General features: G+C 42.6%; 14 protein-coding genes and 1 pseudogene. 13 read left to right on the plus strand and 2 right to left on the minus strand.

Annotation, left to right across the window (positions count from 1 at the left end; translation table 11 throughout):
- Positions 1–2: 2 nt before the first annotated feature.
- Complete coding sequence (locus C9I43_RS16255; RefSeq protein WP_076501644.1) at positions 3–431, plus strand: F0F1 ATP synthase subunit epsilon; 429 nt, start codon at positions 3–5, stop codon at positions 429–431.
- A 58-nt stretch (positions 432–489) separates the two neighbouring features.
- On the opposite strand, the gene C9I43_RS19110 is transcribed toward C9I43_RS16255, so the two are convergent.
- Positions 490–699, minus strand: coding sequence for a hypothetical protein (locus C9I43_RS19110; RefSeq protein WP_107884512.1), 210 nt, complete (start codon positions 697–699; stop codon positions 490–492).
- Positions 700–784: 85 nt separating this feature from the next.
- Between C9I43_RS19110 and glmU the strand changes: the two genes are divergently transcribed.
- From glmU to glmS, 4 genes are all read left to right on the plus strand, one after another.
- Positions 785–2,149 carry a bifunctional UDP-N-acetylglucosamine diphosphorylase/glucosamine-1-phosphate N-acetyltransferase GlmU gene (glmU, locus tag C9I43_RS16265; RefSeq protein ID WP_107884514.1) on the plus strand — a complete coding sequence of 455 codons (1,365 nt, stop codon included), beginning with the start codon at positions 785–787 and terminating at the stop codon, positions 2,147–2,149.
- A 255-nt stretch (positions 2,150–2,404) separates the two neighbouring features.
- Positions 2,405–4,516, plus strand: coding sequence for a TonB-dependent siderophore receptor (locus tag C9I43_RS16270; RefSeq protein ID WP_107884517.1), 2,112 nt, complete (start codon positions 2,405–2,407; stop codon positions 4,514–4,516).
- A gap of 198 nt (positions 4,517–4,714) precedes the next feature.
- Positions 4,715–5,488, plus strand: a complete 774-nt coding sequence (locus C9I43_RS16275; protein ID WP_107884518.1) for a DeoR/GlpR family DNA-binding transcription regulator — start codon at positions 4,715–4,717, stop codon at positions 5,486–5,488.
- A gap of 47 nt (positions 5,489–5,535) precedes the next feature.
- The gene (gene glmS, locus C9I43_RS16280; protein WP_107884520.1) at positions 5,536–7,365 is read left to right on the plus strand and encodes a glutamine--fructose-6-phosphate transaminase (isomerizing); all 1,830 of its coding nucleotides are present in this window, start codon (positions 5,536–5,538) and stop codon (positions 7,363–7,365) included.
- A gap of 384 nt (positions 7,366–7,749) precedes the next feature.
- On the opposite strand, the gene C9I43_RS16285 is transcribed toward glmS, so the two are convergent.
- On the minus strand, positions 7,750–8,733 hold the full coding sequence (locus C9I43_RS16285) for a hypothetical protein (protein WP_146157141.1): 984 nt from the start codon (positions 8,731–8,733) through the stop codon (positions 7,750–7,752).
- A 104-nt stretch (positions 8,734–8,837) separates the two neighbouring features.
- Between C9I43_RS16285 and C9I43_RS19115 the strand changes: the two are divergent.
- The 8 genes and pseudogenes from C9I43_RS19115 to C9I43_RS16325 all read left to right on the plus strand — a co-directional run.
- A pseudogene (locus tag C9I43_RS19115) lies at positions 8,838–9,436 on the plus strand (transposase); the annotation flags it as partial.
- A 231-nt stretch (positions 9,437–9,667) separates the two neighbouring features.
- Positions 9,668–9,964 (plus strand): hypothetical protein, encoded by a 297-nt coding sequence (locus tag C9I43_RS16295; RefSeq protein WP_107884524.1) that lies wholly within the window; start codon positions 9,668–9,670, stop codon positions 9,962–9,964.
- A gap of 88 nt (positions 9,965–10,052) precedes the next feature.
- Positions 10,053–10,349, plus strand: coding sequence for a hypothetical protein (locus C9I43_RS16300; RefSeq protein WP_107884526.1), 297 nt, complete (start codon positions 10,053–10,055; stop codon positions 10,347–10,349).
- A 104-nt stretch (positions 10,350–10,453) separates the two neighbouring features.
- Positions 10,454–11,284 (plus strand): TnsA endonuclease C-terminal domain-containing protein, encoded by an 831-nt coding sequence (locus C9I43_RS16305; RefSeq protein WP_107884528.1) that lies wholly within the window; start codon positions 10,454–10,456, stop codon positions 11,282–11,284.
- The gene (locus C9I43_RS16310) at positions 11,268–13,349 is read left to right on the plus strand and encodes a TnsB C-terminal domain-containing protein (protein ID WP_107884530.1); all 2,082 of its coding nucleotides are present in this window, start codon (positions 11,268–11,270) and stop codon (positions 13,347–13,349) included. The genes C9I43_RS16305 and C9I43_RS16310 overlap by 17 nt, the downstream gene beginning before the upstream one ends.
- A complete protein-coding gene (locus tag C9I43_RS16315) occupies positions 13,349–15,007 on the plus strand; it encodes an AAA family ATPase (protein WP_107884532.1) in 1,659 nt (552 codons plus the stop codon). Before C9I43_RS16310 ends, C9I43_RS16315 begins: the two co-directional genes overlap by 1 nt.
- Position 15,008: 1 nt before the next feature.
- The gene (locus tag C9I43_RS16320) at positions 15,009–16,517 is read left to right on the plus strand and encodes a TnsD family Tn7-like transposition protein (protein WP_107884534.1); all 1,509 of its coding nucleotides are present in this window, start codon (positions 15,009–15,011) and stop codon (positions 16,515–16,517) included.
- Positions 16,514–18,109, plus strand: coding sequence for a Tn7-like element transposition protein TnsE (locus tag C9I43_RS16325; protein ID WP_107884535.1), 1,596 nt, complete (start codon positions 16,514–16,516; stop codon positions 18,107–18,109). The genes C9I43_RS16320 and C9I43_RS16325 overlap by 4 nt, the downstream gene beginning before the upstream one ends.
- Positions 18,110–18,131 lie beyond the last annotated feature (22 nt).

Below are 18,131 nucleotides of genomic sequence, written 5' to 3' on the forward strand. Positions count from 1 at the left end.
GGATGGCAGCCATGACAGTACATCTTGATATAGTAAGCGCTGAGAGCAACATCTTTTCTGGTCGTGTAGCAAGTCTACAAGTGACTGGTTCAGAGGGTGAGTTGGGCATAATGCATGGTCACGCTCCTTTACTTAGTTATATCAAACCTGGCATGGCGCGCATCGTCAAGCAAGACGGTAGTGAAGAAGTGTTTTACCTTTCAGGTGGTATTCTGGAAGTACAACCCTCTTCAGTTTCCGTATTGGCTGATGTGGTTATGCGTGCCAAAGATATTGATGAGCAAGCGGCATTAGAAGCTAAGCGTCGTGCAGAAGCCCATATGGCAACTGCAGGTGCTGATTTCAATTATGACGCAGCTATGGTTGAGCTATCAAAAGCAATGGCTCAATTACGTGTTATTGAAACCATCAAGAAAAACATTGCCAGATAAGGTTATTGTTTGTGAAAAAAGGCGACCATAAGGTCGCCTTTTTTGTATGTTAAATAAATCAACACATATTTATATGTGTTGATTTATTTAACATACTATCCATTTCGCTTTTCAATGTGCTTTTTGTTAAAATCGCGCCGCTAATACCAATCGTATTAAATATCTGTTCATTCATTGGGAGTTTAACTTGCTTTAGACAAGGCGAAGGCTTGAAAGCATAGTGGTGCTCTGTCGAAAGTCTTAAACGCAGTATAAAGCGCGTTGCCATGCAGTTAAATCAGCTTAGATAGTTAATGTGATTGGTATACGACCCTAATTTTCACCCTTTTGGGTATTTGTTCAAGGACATGATAATGGCATTAAACGTAGTGATCTTAGCGGCAGGCAAGGGAACTCGGATGCGTTCAGATCTTCCTAAGGTCTTACACCCGATTGCACATAAAAGCATGGTGCAGCACGTTATTGATACGGCTAAAAGCTTAGGTAGTGATGCAATTCAATTAGTTTATGGCTATGGTGCTGACAAATTGCAAGCCGCGCTTGGTGAGCAGGATGTGCAATGGGTATTACAGGCAGAGCAGTTAGGTACAGGCCATGCGGTGGCGCAGGCTAACCCGAATATCAGTGACGATGACACTGTGCTTATTCTTTATGGTGATGTGCCACTTATCCAGCAATCAACATTAATAGACTTATTGGCTGCACGACCTGATAACGGTGTTGCTGTGTTAACGGTGAATCTAACTAACCCAATGGGTTATGGCCGGATTGTACGTGACGATGGCAAAGTCGTCGGCATTATCGAACAAAAAGATGCCAGTGCTGAGCAATTACTTATTAACGAAATCAACACCGGCATTATGGTCGCCCCCGGTAAGCAACTTAAAGACTGGCTTAGCCGCTTGTCGAACAATAATGCTCAAGGCGAATATTATCTAACTGATATTATTGCAATGGCGCATAGCGATGGTGTGGCTATTGATACTGCCCAGCCGCAATCGGCGATTGAAGTGGAAGGCGCAAATAACCGCGTGCAATTAGCGCAGCTTGAACGTGCTTACCAAGCCCGTGAAGCGGAAAAGTTAATGTTAGCAGGAGCAAACCTTCGCGATCCTAACCGTATAGATATTCGTGGTGATGTCACAGTCGGTATGGATGTGATGATTGATGTAAACGTAGTATTTGAAGGTAAAGTGGTGCTGGGCAATAACGTCAGCATTGGCGCTGGTGCGATTTTGATTGACTGTGAGATTGCTGATAACGCAGAGATCAAGCCTTACTCTATTATTGAAGGTGCTAAGTTGGGGGTTGCAGCCAGTGCTGGCCCATTTGCCCGTTTACGCCCAGGCGCTGAGCTTAAACAAGATGCGCATATTGGTAATTTTGTTGAAGTGAAGAAAGCTATTATTGGTGTGGGCTCTAAAGCTGGACACTTAGCTTATTTAGGTGACGCGATAATAGGTGATGGTGTGAATATTGGTGCGGGTACTATTACCTGTAACTATGATGGCGCAAATAAACATCTAACAGTAATTGAAGATAATGTTTTTGTTGGTTCTGATACCCAGCTGGTGGCTCCCGTCACTATTGGTAAGGGCGCAACCTTAGGCGCGGGTTCTACTATTACTCATAATGTGGCTGAAAATGAATTAGTGATCACCCGTGTTAAACAAAAACACCTTACGGGTTGGAAACGTCCAGTAAAAATTAAAAAGTAACTTATAAAACTTAATCCCCAAAAGCGACTACATGTCGCTTTATTTTTTAGATTTTACTTTGCTTAAATAAGAGAATTACCCGCGCTTATTTAAGGTCTGATTAATGTTGGTGTGTTAAAGGTTTTGTTGTTTTTCAATAAGTTAGATATAGATCACACGCAATTGTAAATTCATGTAAAGAACTATAAATAAAAACACTTCTCATTTATATTGCCTGCAATTTATGAGGCTTCAAATTAATTAGAGGTGTTGGCAATGACATTTAAGTATTCAGGTGTAGGTTTAGCAGTATGGGCAGCACTCAGTGCTATGCCTGTTTTGGCAGAAGATGCCGCTGCAGATAAAAGTCTAAAAGCAGAAAATATTGAACGAATTAATGTCACTGGCCGCACTTTTAATGATTATAAAGTTGGTACAGCCTCTGGTGCTATGCGCGGTGATATTGACTTAATGGATACGCCGCAATCAGTCAATGTGATCCCAGACTTTGTGACCGATGAACAACTAGCCACTAACCTTGCTGAAGTGTTAGTTAATGATTCAAGTGTTACAGCGGGAACAACACGCTGGAACCGTCAAGTTTTTAGCATCCGTGGTTTCGAATTAGATTCTGGCAATGGTTACCTTATTAATGGCCACCAGCAATGGTCTCACTATGTACAGCCTATCGAAACCTTACAGCAGGTCGAAGTCTTAAAAGGCCCTTCGAGTATGTTGTATGGTCAATCTGGCCCTGGTGGCTTAGTGAATATGGTCACTAAAAAGCCAACCTACGATTCTATGCTCGATTTAGGATTTGATACCGATGGTTACGGTTCTACTCGTGCTCAGCTAGACGCGGGTGGTAGTATAAATGAAGCACAAAGTATTCGTTATCGTACTGTGTTGGTTAAGCAAGATACAAAATACTGGCGTGAATATTCCGCTAATGATGAGAATCAAGAGCGCGACCGTTGGTTAGGCTATCTCAATGTGGAATTTGACCTAAGCGATGATGTACTGCTGTCGGTTAAATACGATCATACTCAAGATAAAGCCGGTATTGATGCCGGTGGTTGGTTAGATAAACAAGGTAATGTTGTCGGCAATCGTAAAACCGTTTGGGATGCTCCTTGGGCTTTTACCGATAATACTGTGTCGAACTTAGGTGCAGATTTAACTTGGCACATGAGTGATAACTGGAAAGTTAAAGGCGGTTATAACGATCAACAGTTTGATCGCCAGCGTTTTGATTCCGCACCGCAATATACAGTCGATCCATTCACCGATGGTTATAGCATTAAGCCATTTGACCGTTACGATGATTGGCAACATAAAACTGCTTATGTTGATTTCACCGGTGAATTTGCTCTGGCAGGTATGGAACATCAACTGCTGATAGGTGCTAACTATGTAGATTATTTCTATCAACAGCAAATTCATCGTGGTGCAACCCAAATTGTAACGCCTGGTCAGCCTGTTGTTAAACCAGATCTGGATTATCATTCAAAGCCTAAAGGCGATGCGAGTACCTATAAGTATTATGGTTTCTATCTGCAGGATTTAATGACGCTCAATGATCAATGGAAACTACTTGCTGGCGTACGTTACGACGAACAAAAGAAAGACGGTGAGGGTGAAAACAGTTATGCCGTGTCGCCTAAGTTTGGCGTAATTTACTCGCCAATGGCTAATGGCAATATCTACGTTAACTATTCAAAAAGTTTCACACCACAAGGTGCTGTTAATAACGAATTCGATGTCAATAACGATCTAAATTTACAGCCTGAATACGGTATTCAGTATGAAGTGGGTACTAAGTGGGAATTGTTTGACGACAGATTACTGTTAACTGCAGCTGTGTTTGATATCACACTTGAAAACATCACAATTTCAGAGAAATTATCCACACCAATAGGTGATTATACTGATATTACAACGCAAGGCGGCGAGCAAAAGCATCGTGGTTTTGAAATGGGTGCTCAAGGTCAGTTAGGTGATAGTTGGTTTGTGACTTCATCAATGATGTATTTAGATGCTGAATACCAAACGGGTGATGCCAAAGATGGTAAAACACCTATTGATGCCCCTGAGTGGTCGGCTAATATCTGGACTCGTTATGAATTATCAGATGCATTAGCCTTTAACTTTGGTGCCATTTATGTTGGTGAACGCTTCGCTAATACAGATAACAGCATTACTAAAGATGGTTATGTGCGTTTTGATATCGGTGCCGCCTACACTATGGATATCATGGGTAAAGATGTGAGCCTGCGTGCTAACGTTAGAAACCTATTCGATACTGAATATTTAGACGGTGGCAGCGATAAAATGGTCACCATCGGTCAAGATCGTAACTTTAGCGTTGCTGTTGAAGCCAAGTTCTAATATTTATTCCGATTTAGCCTTATGAAGGCCGCTTCCTTAATGGAAGCGGCTTTTTTGTTGGTATGCTCTGGTCTAAATTTGGGGTATTCAGATTGAAAAATGCGCTATTTTGCATGAAATAGCACTTCAAAAAGCTAGTAAAAAAATGCGATTTCATTATAATGCATCTTTCGAATCGAAACTTAATTGAAAGATTTTATGAATAAACGAAACACACAACAACGTCGCCACAGTATTATCACCATATTAAATGAGCAAGGTGAAGTGAGCGTTGATGAGTTATCGTTAAGATTTGAAACCTCAGAAGTCACCATTCGTAAAGATCTTGCCACGCTTGAAAAAACGGGCCTATTACTGCGCCGTTATGGTGGCGCAGTGGCGATTCCCGATGAAGTCACCCAACAGTTTTCTGCCAAAATAGCGCCCAATAAATTATCTATTGCGAAAACCGCAGCGCAGCTGATTAAAGATCACAATCGCATCATTATCGATAGCGGCACGACCACCTCAGGTTTAATTGAACAACTGAACGATAAGCGTGGGCTGGTGGTCATGACCAATGCGCTGCACCTTGCCAATGCCATCCATGAACTCGAAAACGAGCCAACTTTATTGATGACCGGTGGAACTTGGGACCCGCATTCAGAATCCTTTCAAGGCCAAGTCGCCGAGCAAGTGTTGCGCTCATATAACTTTGACCAACTGTTTATCGGTGCCGATGGTATCGATCTTAAGCGTGGCACCACCACCTTTAACGAGTTAACTGGCCTAAGCAAAGTCATGGCTGAAGTTTCCCGTGAAGTGATCGTTATGGTCGATTCAGACAAAATAGGCAAACGGATCCCCAACTTAGAGTTGCCGTGGGCCAAAGTTAGTGTGTTGGTCACTGACGATCGTATCGACGAGAGCACGCTAACACAAATTTCAAATCAGGGCGTACTAGTGCTGTTAGCGCCCTACGCTCACGAGTGAGTACAAAATAGCTTAACAACTTCATTTTTAATTTATAGGTAAAGACTATGTGTGGAATCGTAGGCGCTGTAGCGCAAAGGGATGTGGCTGAAATTCTGGTAGAAGGCTTACGCCGCTTAGAATATCGCGGATATGATTCCGCAGGCGTTGCCGTTATTCACAATGGTGAACTCAATCGCACACGACGCGTTGGCAAAGTACAAGAGCTGTCAGCTGCACTTGAAACCGATCCATTAGCGGGCGGAACAGGTATCGCGCACACTCGCTGGGCAACCCACGGTGAACCTAGTGAGCGTAATGCTCATCCGCATTTATCGGAAGGTGATATCGCGGTGGTGCATAATGGTATTATTGAAAACCATAATAAACTGCGCGAGATGCTTAAAGGTTTAGGCTATCACTTCAGTTCAGATACAGATACCGAAGTAATTTGTCACTTGGTACACCATGAGCTGAAAACTAACAGCACTTTGCTTTCTGCCGTGCAAGCTACAGTTAAACAACTCGAAGGCGCCTATGGCACTGTTGTGCTCGATCGCCGCGACAGTGAACGCTTGATTGTAGCTCGATCAGGTAGTCCTTTAGTGATTGGTTTTGGTCTAGGTGAAAACTTTGTCGCCTCTGATCAACTGGCGCTATTACCTGTGACTCGCTCATTCGCATTCTTAGAAGAAGGTGATGTGGCCGAAATCACTCGCCGCAGTGTAAGCATTTTCGACTTAAACGGTAACGCAGTTGAGCGTGAAGTGAAAGAGTCTGAAGTGACACACGATGCCGGTGATAAAGGTGAATATCGCCATTACATGTTAAAAGAGATTTACGAGCAACCATTGGCACTGACACGCACCATCGAAGGCCGCATTGCTAATAAGCAAGTATTAGACACGGCTTTTGGTGATAATGCTGCTGAGTTTTTAAAAGATATCAAACACGTACAAATCATCGCCTGTGGTACTAGCTACCATGCGGGCATGGCGGCGCGTTACTGGTTAGAAGATTGGGCTGGCGTATCTTGTAACGTCGAAATTGCCTCTGAGTTCCGTTATCGCAAGTCGCACTTATTCCCAAATAGCCTGTTGGTGACGATTTCACAGTCTGGTGAAACTGCCGATACCTTAGCGGCCATGCGCTTAGCAAAAGCAATGGGTTACAAAGCCACATTGACGATTTGTAATGCGCCAGGTTCTTCACTAGTACGTGAATCAGACATGGCTTACATGATGAAAGCTGGCGCCGAGATTGGTGTTGCATCCACTAAAGCGTTCACGGTACAGCTTGCTGGTTTATTAATGTTGACTGCGGTGATCGGTCGCCACAATGGTATGTCTGAGCAAATGCAGGCTGACATCACTCAAAGCCTACAATCTATGCCAGCTAAAGTGGAACAAGCTTTAGGCTTAGATGCTGCGATTGCTGAACTGGCTGAGGATTTTGCCGATAAACACCATGCGTTATTCCTTGGCCGTGGCGATCAATACCCGATTGCGATGGAAGGCGCGTTAAAGCTGAAAGAGATTTCTTACATTCATGCTGAAGCCTATGCCTCTGGCGAATTAAAACACGGCCCATTAGCGCTTATTGATGCCGATATGCCAGTAATTGTGGTTGCGCCAAACAATGAGTTGTTAGAAAAGCTTAAATCGAATGTCGAAGAAGTGCGTGCTCGTGGTGGCTTAATGTATGTATTTGCCGACGTGGATGCCGAGTTCGAGTCGGACGACACGATGAAAGTGATCCCCGTGCCACATTGTGACATCTTTATGGCACCGCTGATTTACACCATTCCATTACAGCTATTGTCATACCACGTTGCATTAATTAAAGGTACTGACGTAGATCAACCACGTAATCTAGCAAAGTCTGTAACTGTCGAATAAATATTGTTTATAAATAAAAACCGCCTGTGGGAGAGTAATAAAATCTCATACCAAGCAATAAAGTATCATACTGAGTATTAAAGTGTCATACTAAAAGGCAGCGTTCTAATCTGTACGCTGCCTTTTCTAAAATGTTTATATCCCTAAGTAAGATGACTTTGTGGTCAGGTGTTCTGGATTAATTATCATAGTTTTCCTAGTGACGCACCATTAACTCGTCCCTGTAAAACTTCGATGTTTTAGAAGGTCACTGGTACAACAATGCCAATTCTAACTATCCCTCTAGCGGTTCGTTCAGCTAAAAGATTTTGCCCCAAAGCGAACCAGAGGCGAGCATGATTCAGTTCTTTTGAAGTGTATAGTTTTACTTGGCCAGCCGCTAACTTAACTTCCTGAAATTACATTTGGTAAACTGGTGAATCTTGTCGAATTAAAAAATGACATTCTTTTTTCTTGTGATACCAAATCAAAATTAGCAATATGATGCTCTTTGGCTACTACTGAAGGTGAAAATAAACGGCATCTTAAATCGCTTGAATCTAACTCGACTATTAGCCCTGTTGCATCCAAATCTCTACATGACTGTAGTACTTTATGTTTCGATGAAGGAAACTTAGTCTTAAATATTTCGTTGTACTTAGGCTCAAAGTATCTAATTAGACCTGCTTCAATTAGCCCTATTTTTTGTTTCTTATTCGGTGGGTTACTAACGGCATTAAAGAGACGTCTCTCATTTTCCTGTGTATTATTAGCATCCTTTGCCATCCCATCCATAGACGAGAACACCTGACCATTTTCGAACTCATACATAAATACCACAATCTCATTATCAGGATATTCTTGCGCTGTTAAAGCTAATATTTTCTGAAAAGTCGAATGACTCTTCAACCTATCAAAAGCAGAACGATTTGCTTTGTTTCCAATCGCCTGTCCAACATAAAGTACTTCATAATCATTCAACGTATTATCTTCATGATCATACTGGCAAGCCAGTATGGTAGCAGGCAGGTAGTATTCTCCTACAGTTCCATTCGATAATCGATATATTACTTCTCTATGGGGATAAGAACATTCAATTGTAGCGCCTTTGTCAATTTTCCAATAATAGTTATTAACCTCCACTCTTCTTTCTTCACCATCTACCTTATAGCAAAGTGTTCCAGAAAATATATTGTTTTCATGTTTTAGTGTAGAGGGGTCAAAGTAAGGGGTTGGACGCATAGCTATTATATATATATTACACTTGGCAAGTTGCTCTTCTTGAGCGGGGCTTACTTTATTATCGCCCAACAGTTGGTGTGCTGGAGTCATAAATGTTAAACTATTCATGTATCCATAAGCATATTCAGTTACAAATTTTCTTTTCATATTTGTTCTCTAAGGCCTATAAAACAGTTTTATTGAGCAGGATTGCTATAAAAAATACCTTATATATTTTTGTTTTTGTTAGCAACAAAGAAAGAGCAACGAACTGTTTTAATGAAAAATTTACCCGTAAAGTAAATCGTGAAGATGAATGCAAAGGCGCCTTTTGGGAAGGTCGCTTCAAATCCCAAGCTCTGCTAGATGAGTAAGCTTTACTGGCTTGTATGATGTACGTAGATTTAAACCCCATTCGAGCTGGTATCGCCGACTCTTTTCAATCCTCTGATTTTACATCGATTCAGGAGCGAATTAACTCGTTAAACTCACTCAATCGCCCATTAACTATCTCAACCTTACAAACAGACTCCTCAACCAATCAAGCTCATATTCCCTACAAATCCTTGGTCCAGCACGCCTGAATGAGCAAGAGGGCATTCCGTTTTATTTTACCGACTATCTCGAACTCATTGATTGGACGGGTCACGCCATTCGCCTTGATAAAAAAGGCTATATCGATAATCAACGGCCCAAACTGCTCAATGAATTAGTTATTGCGCCCGATGTATGGCTCACATCTACCAAAGAATTTCGTCGTCAATACAGTGGCATAAGTGGTCGATGGGATGGCATGTTCGAGTTAAAAAAGTAGCACAACAGCGGCAAATGATGTAAAGGTAAAGCCTCAAGCCAAGCGTTACATCCTTAAGCACATCACTGCCCACGATTCAGCGCTTAGGATTATTTTTGTTTATCCGAAAAACGTAGCACGCTTTTGTCCCAAACTTTGTCAGTTGTAAATTACTAGGGAGCTGCAAAGTGTTTCCAAGTTGGCCAAATTTTGGGAACGCGAAAAAGCGTCTGCTATTATATCTATGACGATTCACTTTGATAAATTGGTGTTACACTCATAAAAAATCGATTAGTGAGGTATTGATATATGAGTACCAAAGAGTGGATTTATCAAGATAATGAGCTGTTTGGGCTTTATCAGGAAATTACCTTCGACAAGGATAATGACAATCCCGCTGTTATTGAAATAACCAATCCTATTGATTTTAAAATAATTTATGAGTCGAATGCTGAAGGTAAATTTTTCGGAAGGCTGGACGCTGAAATACCAGCAGATGTGTTTGATAAAATTGCGATTGCTTGGTGCAAAAAGCGAAAGTTGCAAGGTGCTTTAGGTGGTCCAGTTGGTTTGGAGCTTGGGGGGCCAAACTGTGATTGGGATTAGGCCTGATTTACATCTTATATAAGTGAGAGTGAATATATGAACTATTTTGAAGAGGACCCCTTCTAGGTAACGTAAACCTGGAGGGTGTATGAAAAAGCTAAAATCACATTACATACAGACTATTAATGAGGAACATTCAAAATATTTATGGTGGCGATATCCCACTATTCGTAGCGGTTTCCATAAATATTTTAGTACTAAACAAGAAAAAAGTTTTTACTTCATGCATTTGATTGAATGCAAGGGGTATCCAGTTAAACTTCGTGCAGCTCGTGGGAAACTGCTAGCAGATTCTTGGGATGATTACCCTTCTCATGTCTTTGATGTAGCAAAAAGTTGGAAGCATAACTCAAAAAGAAAGCACCAATATTACCGTTTAGGTTGATAGTACTATAAGGTCATCAGCTCTAAAAAAGAGAGTTAATAAAGTTGCATACTAAAACCATCGTCATTATGCTCGATTAACGAGCTAATATCGGTGGTTTTTTTATGGCTTCACGATTAAAGGGCTGCTCAGAGCAGCAATTTGCCAAATGGATAAAGGAAGGTCGAGGTAGTGGCCTGCATGCAGACTACAAACCTTGGTTAACCGTTAGGGATTTTCCATCTTTAGGGCGTGTTCATCGTGTATTTGGCCACAAATCGCAAAGAACCCATCACCTTTTTTCTGATATAGAACTTTCGGTATTTCTTATGCTGGAGTGGCACTGCGAAGTCTCCCAGATCCGCGAGCAATTTCCGCTTGAGCGCGATATCACCCGCCAACTGGCGAGCGACGCTGGGATCAAACATCCAAACATCGCAGGCGTTGATCAGTATATGTCGTCGGATTTTTTGGTCGATTCTACCGATGAGGAAGAGCCAAGGTTTGTATTGCAGGCAAAGCATTCCTCGGCTTTGAGTGATGTGAGAACTGTCGAAAAAGTTGAACTCGAACGTCTCTATTGGCAGGAGAAAACCTTGCCTTGGTATCTGATCACAGAACAAGACGTGCCTGATGTGGTGACTAGCAACATCAAATGGCTCTATTCGGCACAAAGGGAAGAAGCTCTGGACGCTGAGCTGGCACTGCAGCAGATCGAATTCTATGCCCATCATTTCAAAAAGAACCCGAATAAGACTGTACTAGCTTTGTGCAAGGAGTTGGATGCGGCCTATGAGTTGCCGCTCGGCGAATCGCTTTACGAAGTAAGATGCTTGCTAGCCAAGCGTTATTTCTCCTTCGATATCTTCATTCCGACCACCAAACTCAAGGCGTGTGATTTGAACGCTGGAGAGCTAGGTTTTATCAGGGAGGCATACCTTGTTTCGAATCAATGAGGTTCTTAAGTTTGGTGAGCACAGATATCGAGTTCTGCAGCAACTCGGCGAGTATTTGGTATGGATAGATATCGATGACGCAACTGCTTTTCCTGAATTAATATTGACGAGCGAACTGATAAGGGCAATTGATCAGGAAAATCTTGAACGTATAAATGATCCGTATAAAGAACTTTCCTTTGAAACACCTATTGAAGGTAGTGTTGCTAGAACCAAGCGCGATACAAACTACGTATTAATTAAACCATTGCTTGCTCTACCAGACTTTTATAGACCTCAAAGCCGCGGGGCGGTTATCAAAGGCATCCTTGTTGAGCATGGTTCAACTAAACAGACGTTATATCGGTTGGCGCGTCGTTACTGGCAGCGTGGGCAGACGCCGAACGCTCTATTACCTGATTATAAAAATTCCGGTGGCAAGGGTAAACGCCGGGTGGCCAAGGATAAAAAGCTTGGGCGTCCGCGTAAATATGAGCCAGGAACCGGGGCTAAAATTGATGAATTTATTGAACGTCTTTTTCGTATCGCAATTGACCGTTATCTCTTGAAAGATAAGGGCCATTCGTTCCCTTATGCTCATCGTCGTTTCGAGACTCTGTATTTAAATTATTTTCCTGATACGCCTCAAGAAGAATTGCCCAGTAACTGGCAGATGATGCACTTCTACAAGCGCGAGTATTCTCAACCTGAAAAGCTAAGAAAGCGTGTGTCGAACGTTGAATATAATAAAGATATCAGGCCCCTTCATAGTACTGCCAATACTCAAGTGCTTGGACCAGGATCTCGTTACGAGATAGATGCCACCATAGCTGATCTTTATCTTGTATCAGATAGTGAGAGGGCAAACATCGTTGGCCGTCCCGTTGTTTATATGGTTATTGATGTCTTCAGCCGAATGATTGTTGGTTTCTATATTGGTTTTGAAAATGCCTCCTATGCTGCAGCTATGCAGGCTTTGTTTATGGCCGCTACCGATAAAACGTCGTACTGCAAAGAGTTAGGTTTTGATATTGAATCGGATGATTGGCCTAGTGTAGGTCTACCGGATGCCATTCTAGCTGATAGAGGTGAGTTACTGGGTCATCAGATTGAGAATCTGGAGAGCAGTTTTGCAGTCAGAATAGAAAATACGCCGCCCTACCGAGGTGATGCAAAAGGTATTGTTGAACGTAATTTCAAAACTATTCAGGCTTCCTTTGGTCCGTTTGTGCCTGGTTATGTCTCGGGTACTATGGTAAAAAAGCGCGGTGGAAACGACTATCGGCTAGACGCGAAGCTAACAGTAAAAGAGTTTTCTCAGATCATTATCTCATCAGTGCTTTATCATAATCGGTACGCAGTACTTGAAAAGTATGACAGAGATTCAGATATGCCGACTGATCTGCCTACAACCCCTATTCACTTGTGGAACTGGGGTTTACAGCACCGAACAGGACGCTTGCACCAAGCTGATGAAGATGCGCTTCGTATCGCCCTTTTGCCAAGAAAAACGGCTACTTTGTCTGAGTTGGGAGTTTGCCTATTCGGTATTTACTATACGTCTTCTGAACTGCTGCAGTTGGGTTGGACGCATAGAGGGAAGGATGTGAAGCGTCCAGCCAATATGGAAGCGGCTTACGATCCACTAGTTGCCGATAGAATTTACCTTTTTCCGGAAAGGGGTAATAACAAGTATTGGGTATGCAACTTGGCTGACCGATCAAGAGAGTTTCAAGGCGCCTCGTTTTGGGATGTCTGGCAACTTCGTGATGAACAGAAAATGACGACTGGGCAAGCTCGTGTGCAGTCGAAGGCAAAGAAACGGCAACATGAGCAATTTGTCATCGATAAGATAGCTCAAGCGGAAAAGACTGCACCTGATACTTCGGGGATCTCCAATGCAGAGCGGATACGTTCTATCAACGAGAATAAGCGGGAAGAAAAGGCCAGGGAGAGAACTGAGAAGGCGCACAATCCCGTTACAAAGGATAATAGAAAACCTGGTAAGGTGATCCACCTTGTAAACCCTGAGCCGGACTTGGATTATCCCGATTATATCGATGAACTGTTTGGGGAGGATGACTGATGTCATTACCAGATAACTTTGTCGATGCCGTTTACATCGATCCTGGTCTCGAACGCTATCGCGGTAATCCGCTGATTGAGGCTCTGCCGCCTATAATGGATTTACAAGACCTCAAGGTCAAGCTAACAGGTAAGGTGGAGTTCAACCCTAAAGACTGTTATGTAAAAGGGCATATACGTGCTCACGAGATTAGTGCACTACTCGATGATTTTTTCCAGCCACTGTCTATTCACAAGCAGTTAGAGGAGAAGATATCGGTCATGATCCGCGGTGGTTATGTGGGGCGTAATATAGCGGACGGTTCCCTGAATAAGAAGATGCAGGAAGGCTACCAAAGGATTATGTCAGGAGCTACGAACGATTTTCGTTTTACACAATCGAACTCGACGGCAAAGAGCATGTCATTGATTGGCTGTTCTGGTAGCGGCAAGAGTTCGACCATTAATCGTATTCTCGCGACTTATCCGCAAGTCATTTATCATCAAAAATATAACTTCATTCAGATGCCCTATCTGAGAATCGAATGCCCGTCAGATGGCTCGTTGAAGAGTTTATGCCTAAATTTCTTCCGCGAAGTTGATCGTACCCTCCATACTGGATATGAAGAAAAGTATGCACGCAAACGCCATAGTACTGAAGTCCTGCTTTCTCTTATGGGACAGGTGGCAACACAGCGGGCAATAGGTGTTTTAGTCATAGATGAAATTCAACGGTTAACGTTGAAGCGTTCGATAAGCAAAGAAGCGATGCTGGAGTTTTTCGTTGCGCTTGTAAACGTGGTTGGGGTGCCAGTTGTGATGGTCGGCACACCCAAGGCTAGGCCTATATTTGAAATGGAGCTTCAGGCTGGTCGACGCAGTGCTGGGTTCGGTTCGCTGTTTTGGGAGCCTATGCAACAAGGTTTAGTTAAAGCGGATCCTAAGACGGGAAAATCGAGAAGAACCGAATGGCAGGCATTTACTGATAAGCTTTGGCAATACCAGTGGTTGAGCAATCGTGATGAGGTGTTGAGTGATGAAATTCGCGATTGCTGGTTTGATTTGTCGCAGGGAGTAATCGATATAGTCGTGAAAATATTCGTGCTTGCACAGATGCGAGCTATATCTACGGGGTTGGAACGGATCACCACTAAATTGTTGCAGACCGTATATGAGCAAGAGTTAAAGCCAGTACATCCCATGTTGGACGCTTTACGTAGAGATGATCCTCAGCTTATCGTTAAATATTCAGATTTACAGTTACCTGGGATTGATAAGCGCCTTATTGAGCTAAGGAGACTAATTGAAGAGCGGCAGGGCGAAAAAGAAAATGAAGCGGCCTTTGCCGGTGATGAGAAAGCTATGCGGCTGTATACCATGTTACAGGCTATGGGATGCGACTCAGCATTGTTGCAGCCACTGATTGTTAATGCTTTCAAGCAGCATCCCAATTTGTCTCTTCCTGAGCTAAGCGGAATTATTCTGGACTGGTATTCGAAGCCTTCCGAACCTCCTAAAAAGGTCAAAACTCAGACTATTAAGCTCTCGGATTGGCATACACTGCCTTCCGAAGATTTGAGGTTCAAATTCTCTCAGGCTGGCAAAGGGCGGCTTTACGAAGAGTTGAAATACGGTAAAGAATTGTTCGACGTGCCTAAGTGGCTGAAGAAAGTAGGTTGATATGTTGGGCTTTCCTTTGCCTTATCGCGATGAACTGCTGTACAGCACTATTGCGAGGCATGGGATCCACAGTGGTATAGCTTCGCCAAAGGAGCTGTTATTTGAAGTATTCGGTGATACTAAGATCATTGCTTCGTCAGATTTGCCATCGCACCTACAACATATCGCAGCACTCTATCCTGAAGAACTTGAGATTACACCGCTCGATTTGCTCTATCGAAATACTCTTTTTCCTTTGTATGCACCTTTCGTAGGCGAAATAAAACGGATAGCTCTAGTTAAGGAGCTTACGGCAAACAGTAAAAGTTCTGTTCATCTCTCGGTCGGGGTGGTGGCTTCGCGTATAAGACAGCCTAAATACTTAAGATATTGTCCAGCCTGTATGATCGAGCAGTTAAGCAAACATGGAGAATGCTATTGGCGGCGCGATTGGCAAGTTGCTGGTTCCGAAATTTGCCTTGTTCATGGCAAGCTCATAGATTCACAAATATTTCGCCACGATGTGCATAGGCATGAGTTTTTAGCCGCTGATTTGACTATTTGCCCTCAGGTTGAACAGCTTCAAGGTGAATGGCAATACAACTTGCTTGCTGAAAGTATTAATGACTTATTGAACCTAGGTGTTGTGCTTGCACCAGAGTTTTCTCAATGGAGTCTTTGGTACGCCAATCTAGCAGCTAACCACTTATTCACTCGTGGCTCTTTTATACGTCATGACCTTATCCGTGACAAAGTCCTTAGATTTTGGGGCGCAAACTGGCTTTCCCGATACGGGCTAATGCCAAATGACAACGAAGCTAATTGGCTTAAAAGTATATTTCGTAAACACCGTAAGGCTGTTAGCTACTTAGAGCATTTAGTTGTACTTCATGCCTTCTTAGAACCTAGATGGAAGCTGGCAAGTGTCATCGATACTGTTATGCGGCTCAAGCCAGATAAGAAAAAATCGAGCAAGATACTTAGTGGAACAGATAAACATTTACTGAATGAATGTCGCAATCGATGGCGAAAAGCCATAGAAATACAAGGAACCAAGCAAGCACGCCTCAATGGTTTTGATGATCTTTACGCTTGGCTTTATCGTCGTGACAGAGATTGGTTACTCAAAACAAATCAGGTTAATAAAATGCCGCAACCAAAACATAAAGCAAAAGTTGACTGGCAGAGACGAGATCGAGATACAGTTAAAAAGCTGATACGCATTCGTGAATCGAGCGAGTTACTGCAGGATATGCCCAGACGTTCAATAAACTGGTATCTAAACCAGCTTGATCATAAGGCTAGTATTGAAAAACACTTGAAATTACTTCCCTTGTGCAGATTGTTTTTTGATCGTTATTGTGAAAATATCTTTGAATATCAAATAAGAAGAATAACCGGAACAGTTATATCTCTTATGTTGGATGACGAGCCGCTCAAACGCTGGCAAGTTTTGAGAAAATCAGGACTTAGCGAAGAACGCCTCACCGAACAAGCAAGCCTATTTCTAAAGGAAATTATTGGGATTTGAACGGTACTACGCATCTTAAGGGATTTAAAGACGATACTTGGATCAATGGTATCGGTGATCTATTCCGTAAAAAGGATAGTAAACAATGGGGAATTAACCTCAGTATTTATCCAAGTAAAGATAACGGCCCTGATGCAATTATCCTCTCTAATGCACCTATCCTTATACGTAAGTACATAATCAATCCGACCAAAGATTATTATCGTAAAGATTTTCAAAAGACGATTGAAATCTCTACAACCAGTAATTGGCAAGTTGATAAGCTCGAAAATTGTCCTGCTCTTGAAAGACGATTACCCAAGGAATTGGGTCAATACTGTTTTGTGTTTCAACTGACTGACGGAACTAGGGTGTACCTACCTCAGTTTGAGTTGGCGCGAGCACTATTCTTCCATAATGCCTATTTAGCCCGTGCTTCGGTGGTTCACGATCTATTGAGTAATGAGTTTTCCCTTGAGCAAGATGGTGATAAGACCATCATCAATGTACTGGAAACCTTTTCTGGAAACTGGGAGTTATTCAATGATTATGGTTATCGTCGATTAATCGCTTGGTTGCTGATGGACAAAGATTCTAGGTCTTCATATGAGAGTATCGGCAATTACCAATTGAACGATGGATTCGATGTGGGGCAATACCGGCGTTGGGCCTTTAGGTTTGACCCTCCAGCGCTAAAAGGAGCTAAGTTGAAACTGAAGGGGCATTTTGATCTCAAGACTAATACTCTGTTTGTCTATGAAATATCCAGCATTTTAAATATACCTACTGATCTGCCGGAACATATCGAATTTTTCAGCCCCAAATTTTATTCCCAAGTAAACGGACAGGGCCGAGCAGCCAGAACAGGAGCTGATCGCCCACCTAATCATGATATCGACGAAACCGCAGAGGGAAGTCGTGATAATAAGCCTGTCATGATAAGCGAAAATACTACGGAGTTTGAGTTTGACCGAGCAGTGCAAACATCTAAGGTCAGCAAGAAAAGAAAGTCTGTGGGCCGCGGCCAAAAAGATACAGAGGAACCAAGTAAAGCTTCTAGCGATGTCAGTACTGAAGAGCAGGGACCAAACGGTGATCTGCCGAGTGCTGAATGGGATAATTTGAACGAGCAAACGGACGATGCTCACTTGTATCTGAATAAGTTCGATAGCTATTTCCAAATGCTTAACTTACTCGAGGAGAAGCACGGCTGCGAGGTCGTAAAGTACCCGCTCAGAAAGCTGCCCGCGGTTGGCAAATGCAAAAGGCATATTCTGGAAACGGACGGTAACCCTAGATGCTTGTCGGTCACTCATATCACTGTAGAAACAAGTGGTTATTACCTATTGGAGGTTGATACATCTGATTCCAGTAAGGCGTTGTCTACAAAAGTAATCCGTGCCAGCGCAATTGGTGACATAGAGTCACACCTACATGAGATAGAAAAACAACTGCTAAAGGCTTCCTTGTCTTGGCCTAAGGAGCATCTGAATGCTTTAGTTGGTAATGAAAATCACTTTTGGGTTCCGCATCAGAAGTCTGGTAAAGGAGGAGCCTTAAGCGAAAAAGAGGTTGTGAAATGGAGTGATAGGTTTTTTGAATCCCTTACATAACTAATGTTTATCGATAGACTTA

This window comes from Shewanella morhuae (assembly GCF_003028295.1).
GTDB lineage: Bacteria > Pseudomonadota > Gammaproteobacteria > Enterobacterales > Shewanellaceae > Shewanella > Shewanella morhuae.

Excerpts from the sequence above, each read along its gene's own strand:
- C9I43_RS16255 (WP_076501644.1), top strand. The coding sequence starts at position 3 with ATGGCAGCCATGACAGTACATCTTGATATAGTAAGCGCTGAGAGCAAC.
- C9I43_RS16315 (WP_107884532.1), top strand. The coding sequence starts at position 13,349 with ATGTCATTACCAGATAACTTTGTCGATGCCGTTTACATCGATCCTGGT.
- glmU (WP_107884514.1), top strand. The coding sequence starts at position 785 with ATGGCATTAAACGTAGTGATCTTAGCGGCAGGCAAGGGAACTCGGATG.
- glmS (WP_107884520.1), top strand. The coding sequence starts at position 5,536 with ATGTGTGGAATCGTAGGCGCTGTAGCGCAAAGGGATGTGGCTGAAATT.
- C9I43_RS16320 (WP_107884534.1), top strand. The coding sequence starts at position 15,009 with ATGTTGGGCTTTCCTTTGCCTTATCGCGATGAACTGCTGTACAGCACT.
- C9I43_RS16275 (WP_107884518.1), top strand. The coding sequence starts at position 4,715 with ATGAATAAACGAAACACACAACAACGTCGCCACAGTATTATCACCATA.
- C9I43_RS16295 (WP_107884524.1), top strand. The coding sequence starts at position 9,668 with ATGAGTACCAAAGAGTGGATTTATCAAGATAATGAGCTGTTTGGGCTT.
- C9I43_RS16270 (WP_107884517.1), top strand. The coding sequence starts at position 2,405 with ATGACATTTAAGTATTCAGGTGTAGGTTTAGCAGTATGGGCAGCACTC.
- C9I43_RS16285 (WP_146157141.1), bottom strand. The coding sequence starts at position 8,733 with ATGAAAAGAAAATTTGTAACTGAATATGCTTATGGATACATGAATAGT.
- C9I43_RS19110 (WP_107884512.1), bottom strand. The coding sequence starts at position 699 with ATGGCAACGCGCTTTATACTGCGTTTAAGACTTTCGACAGAGCACCAC.
- C9I43_RS16305 (WP_107884528.1), top strand. The coding sequence starts at position 10,454 with ATGGCTTCACGATTAAAGGGCTGCTCAGAGCAGCAATTTGCCAAATGG.
- C9I43_RS16300 (WP_107884526.1), top strand. The coding sequence starts at position 10,053 with ATGAAAAAGCTAAAATCACATTACATACAGACTATTAATGAGGAACAT.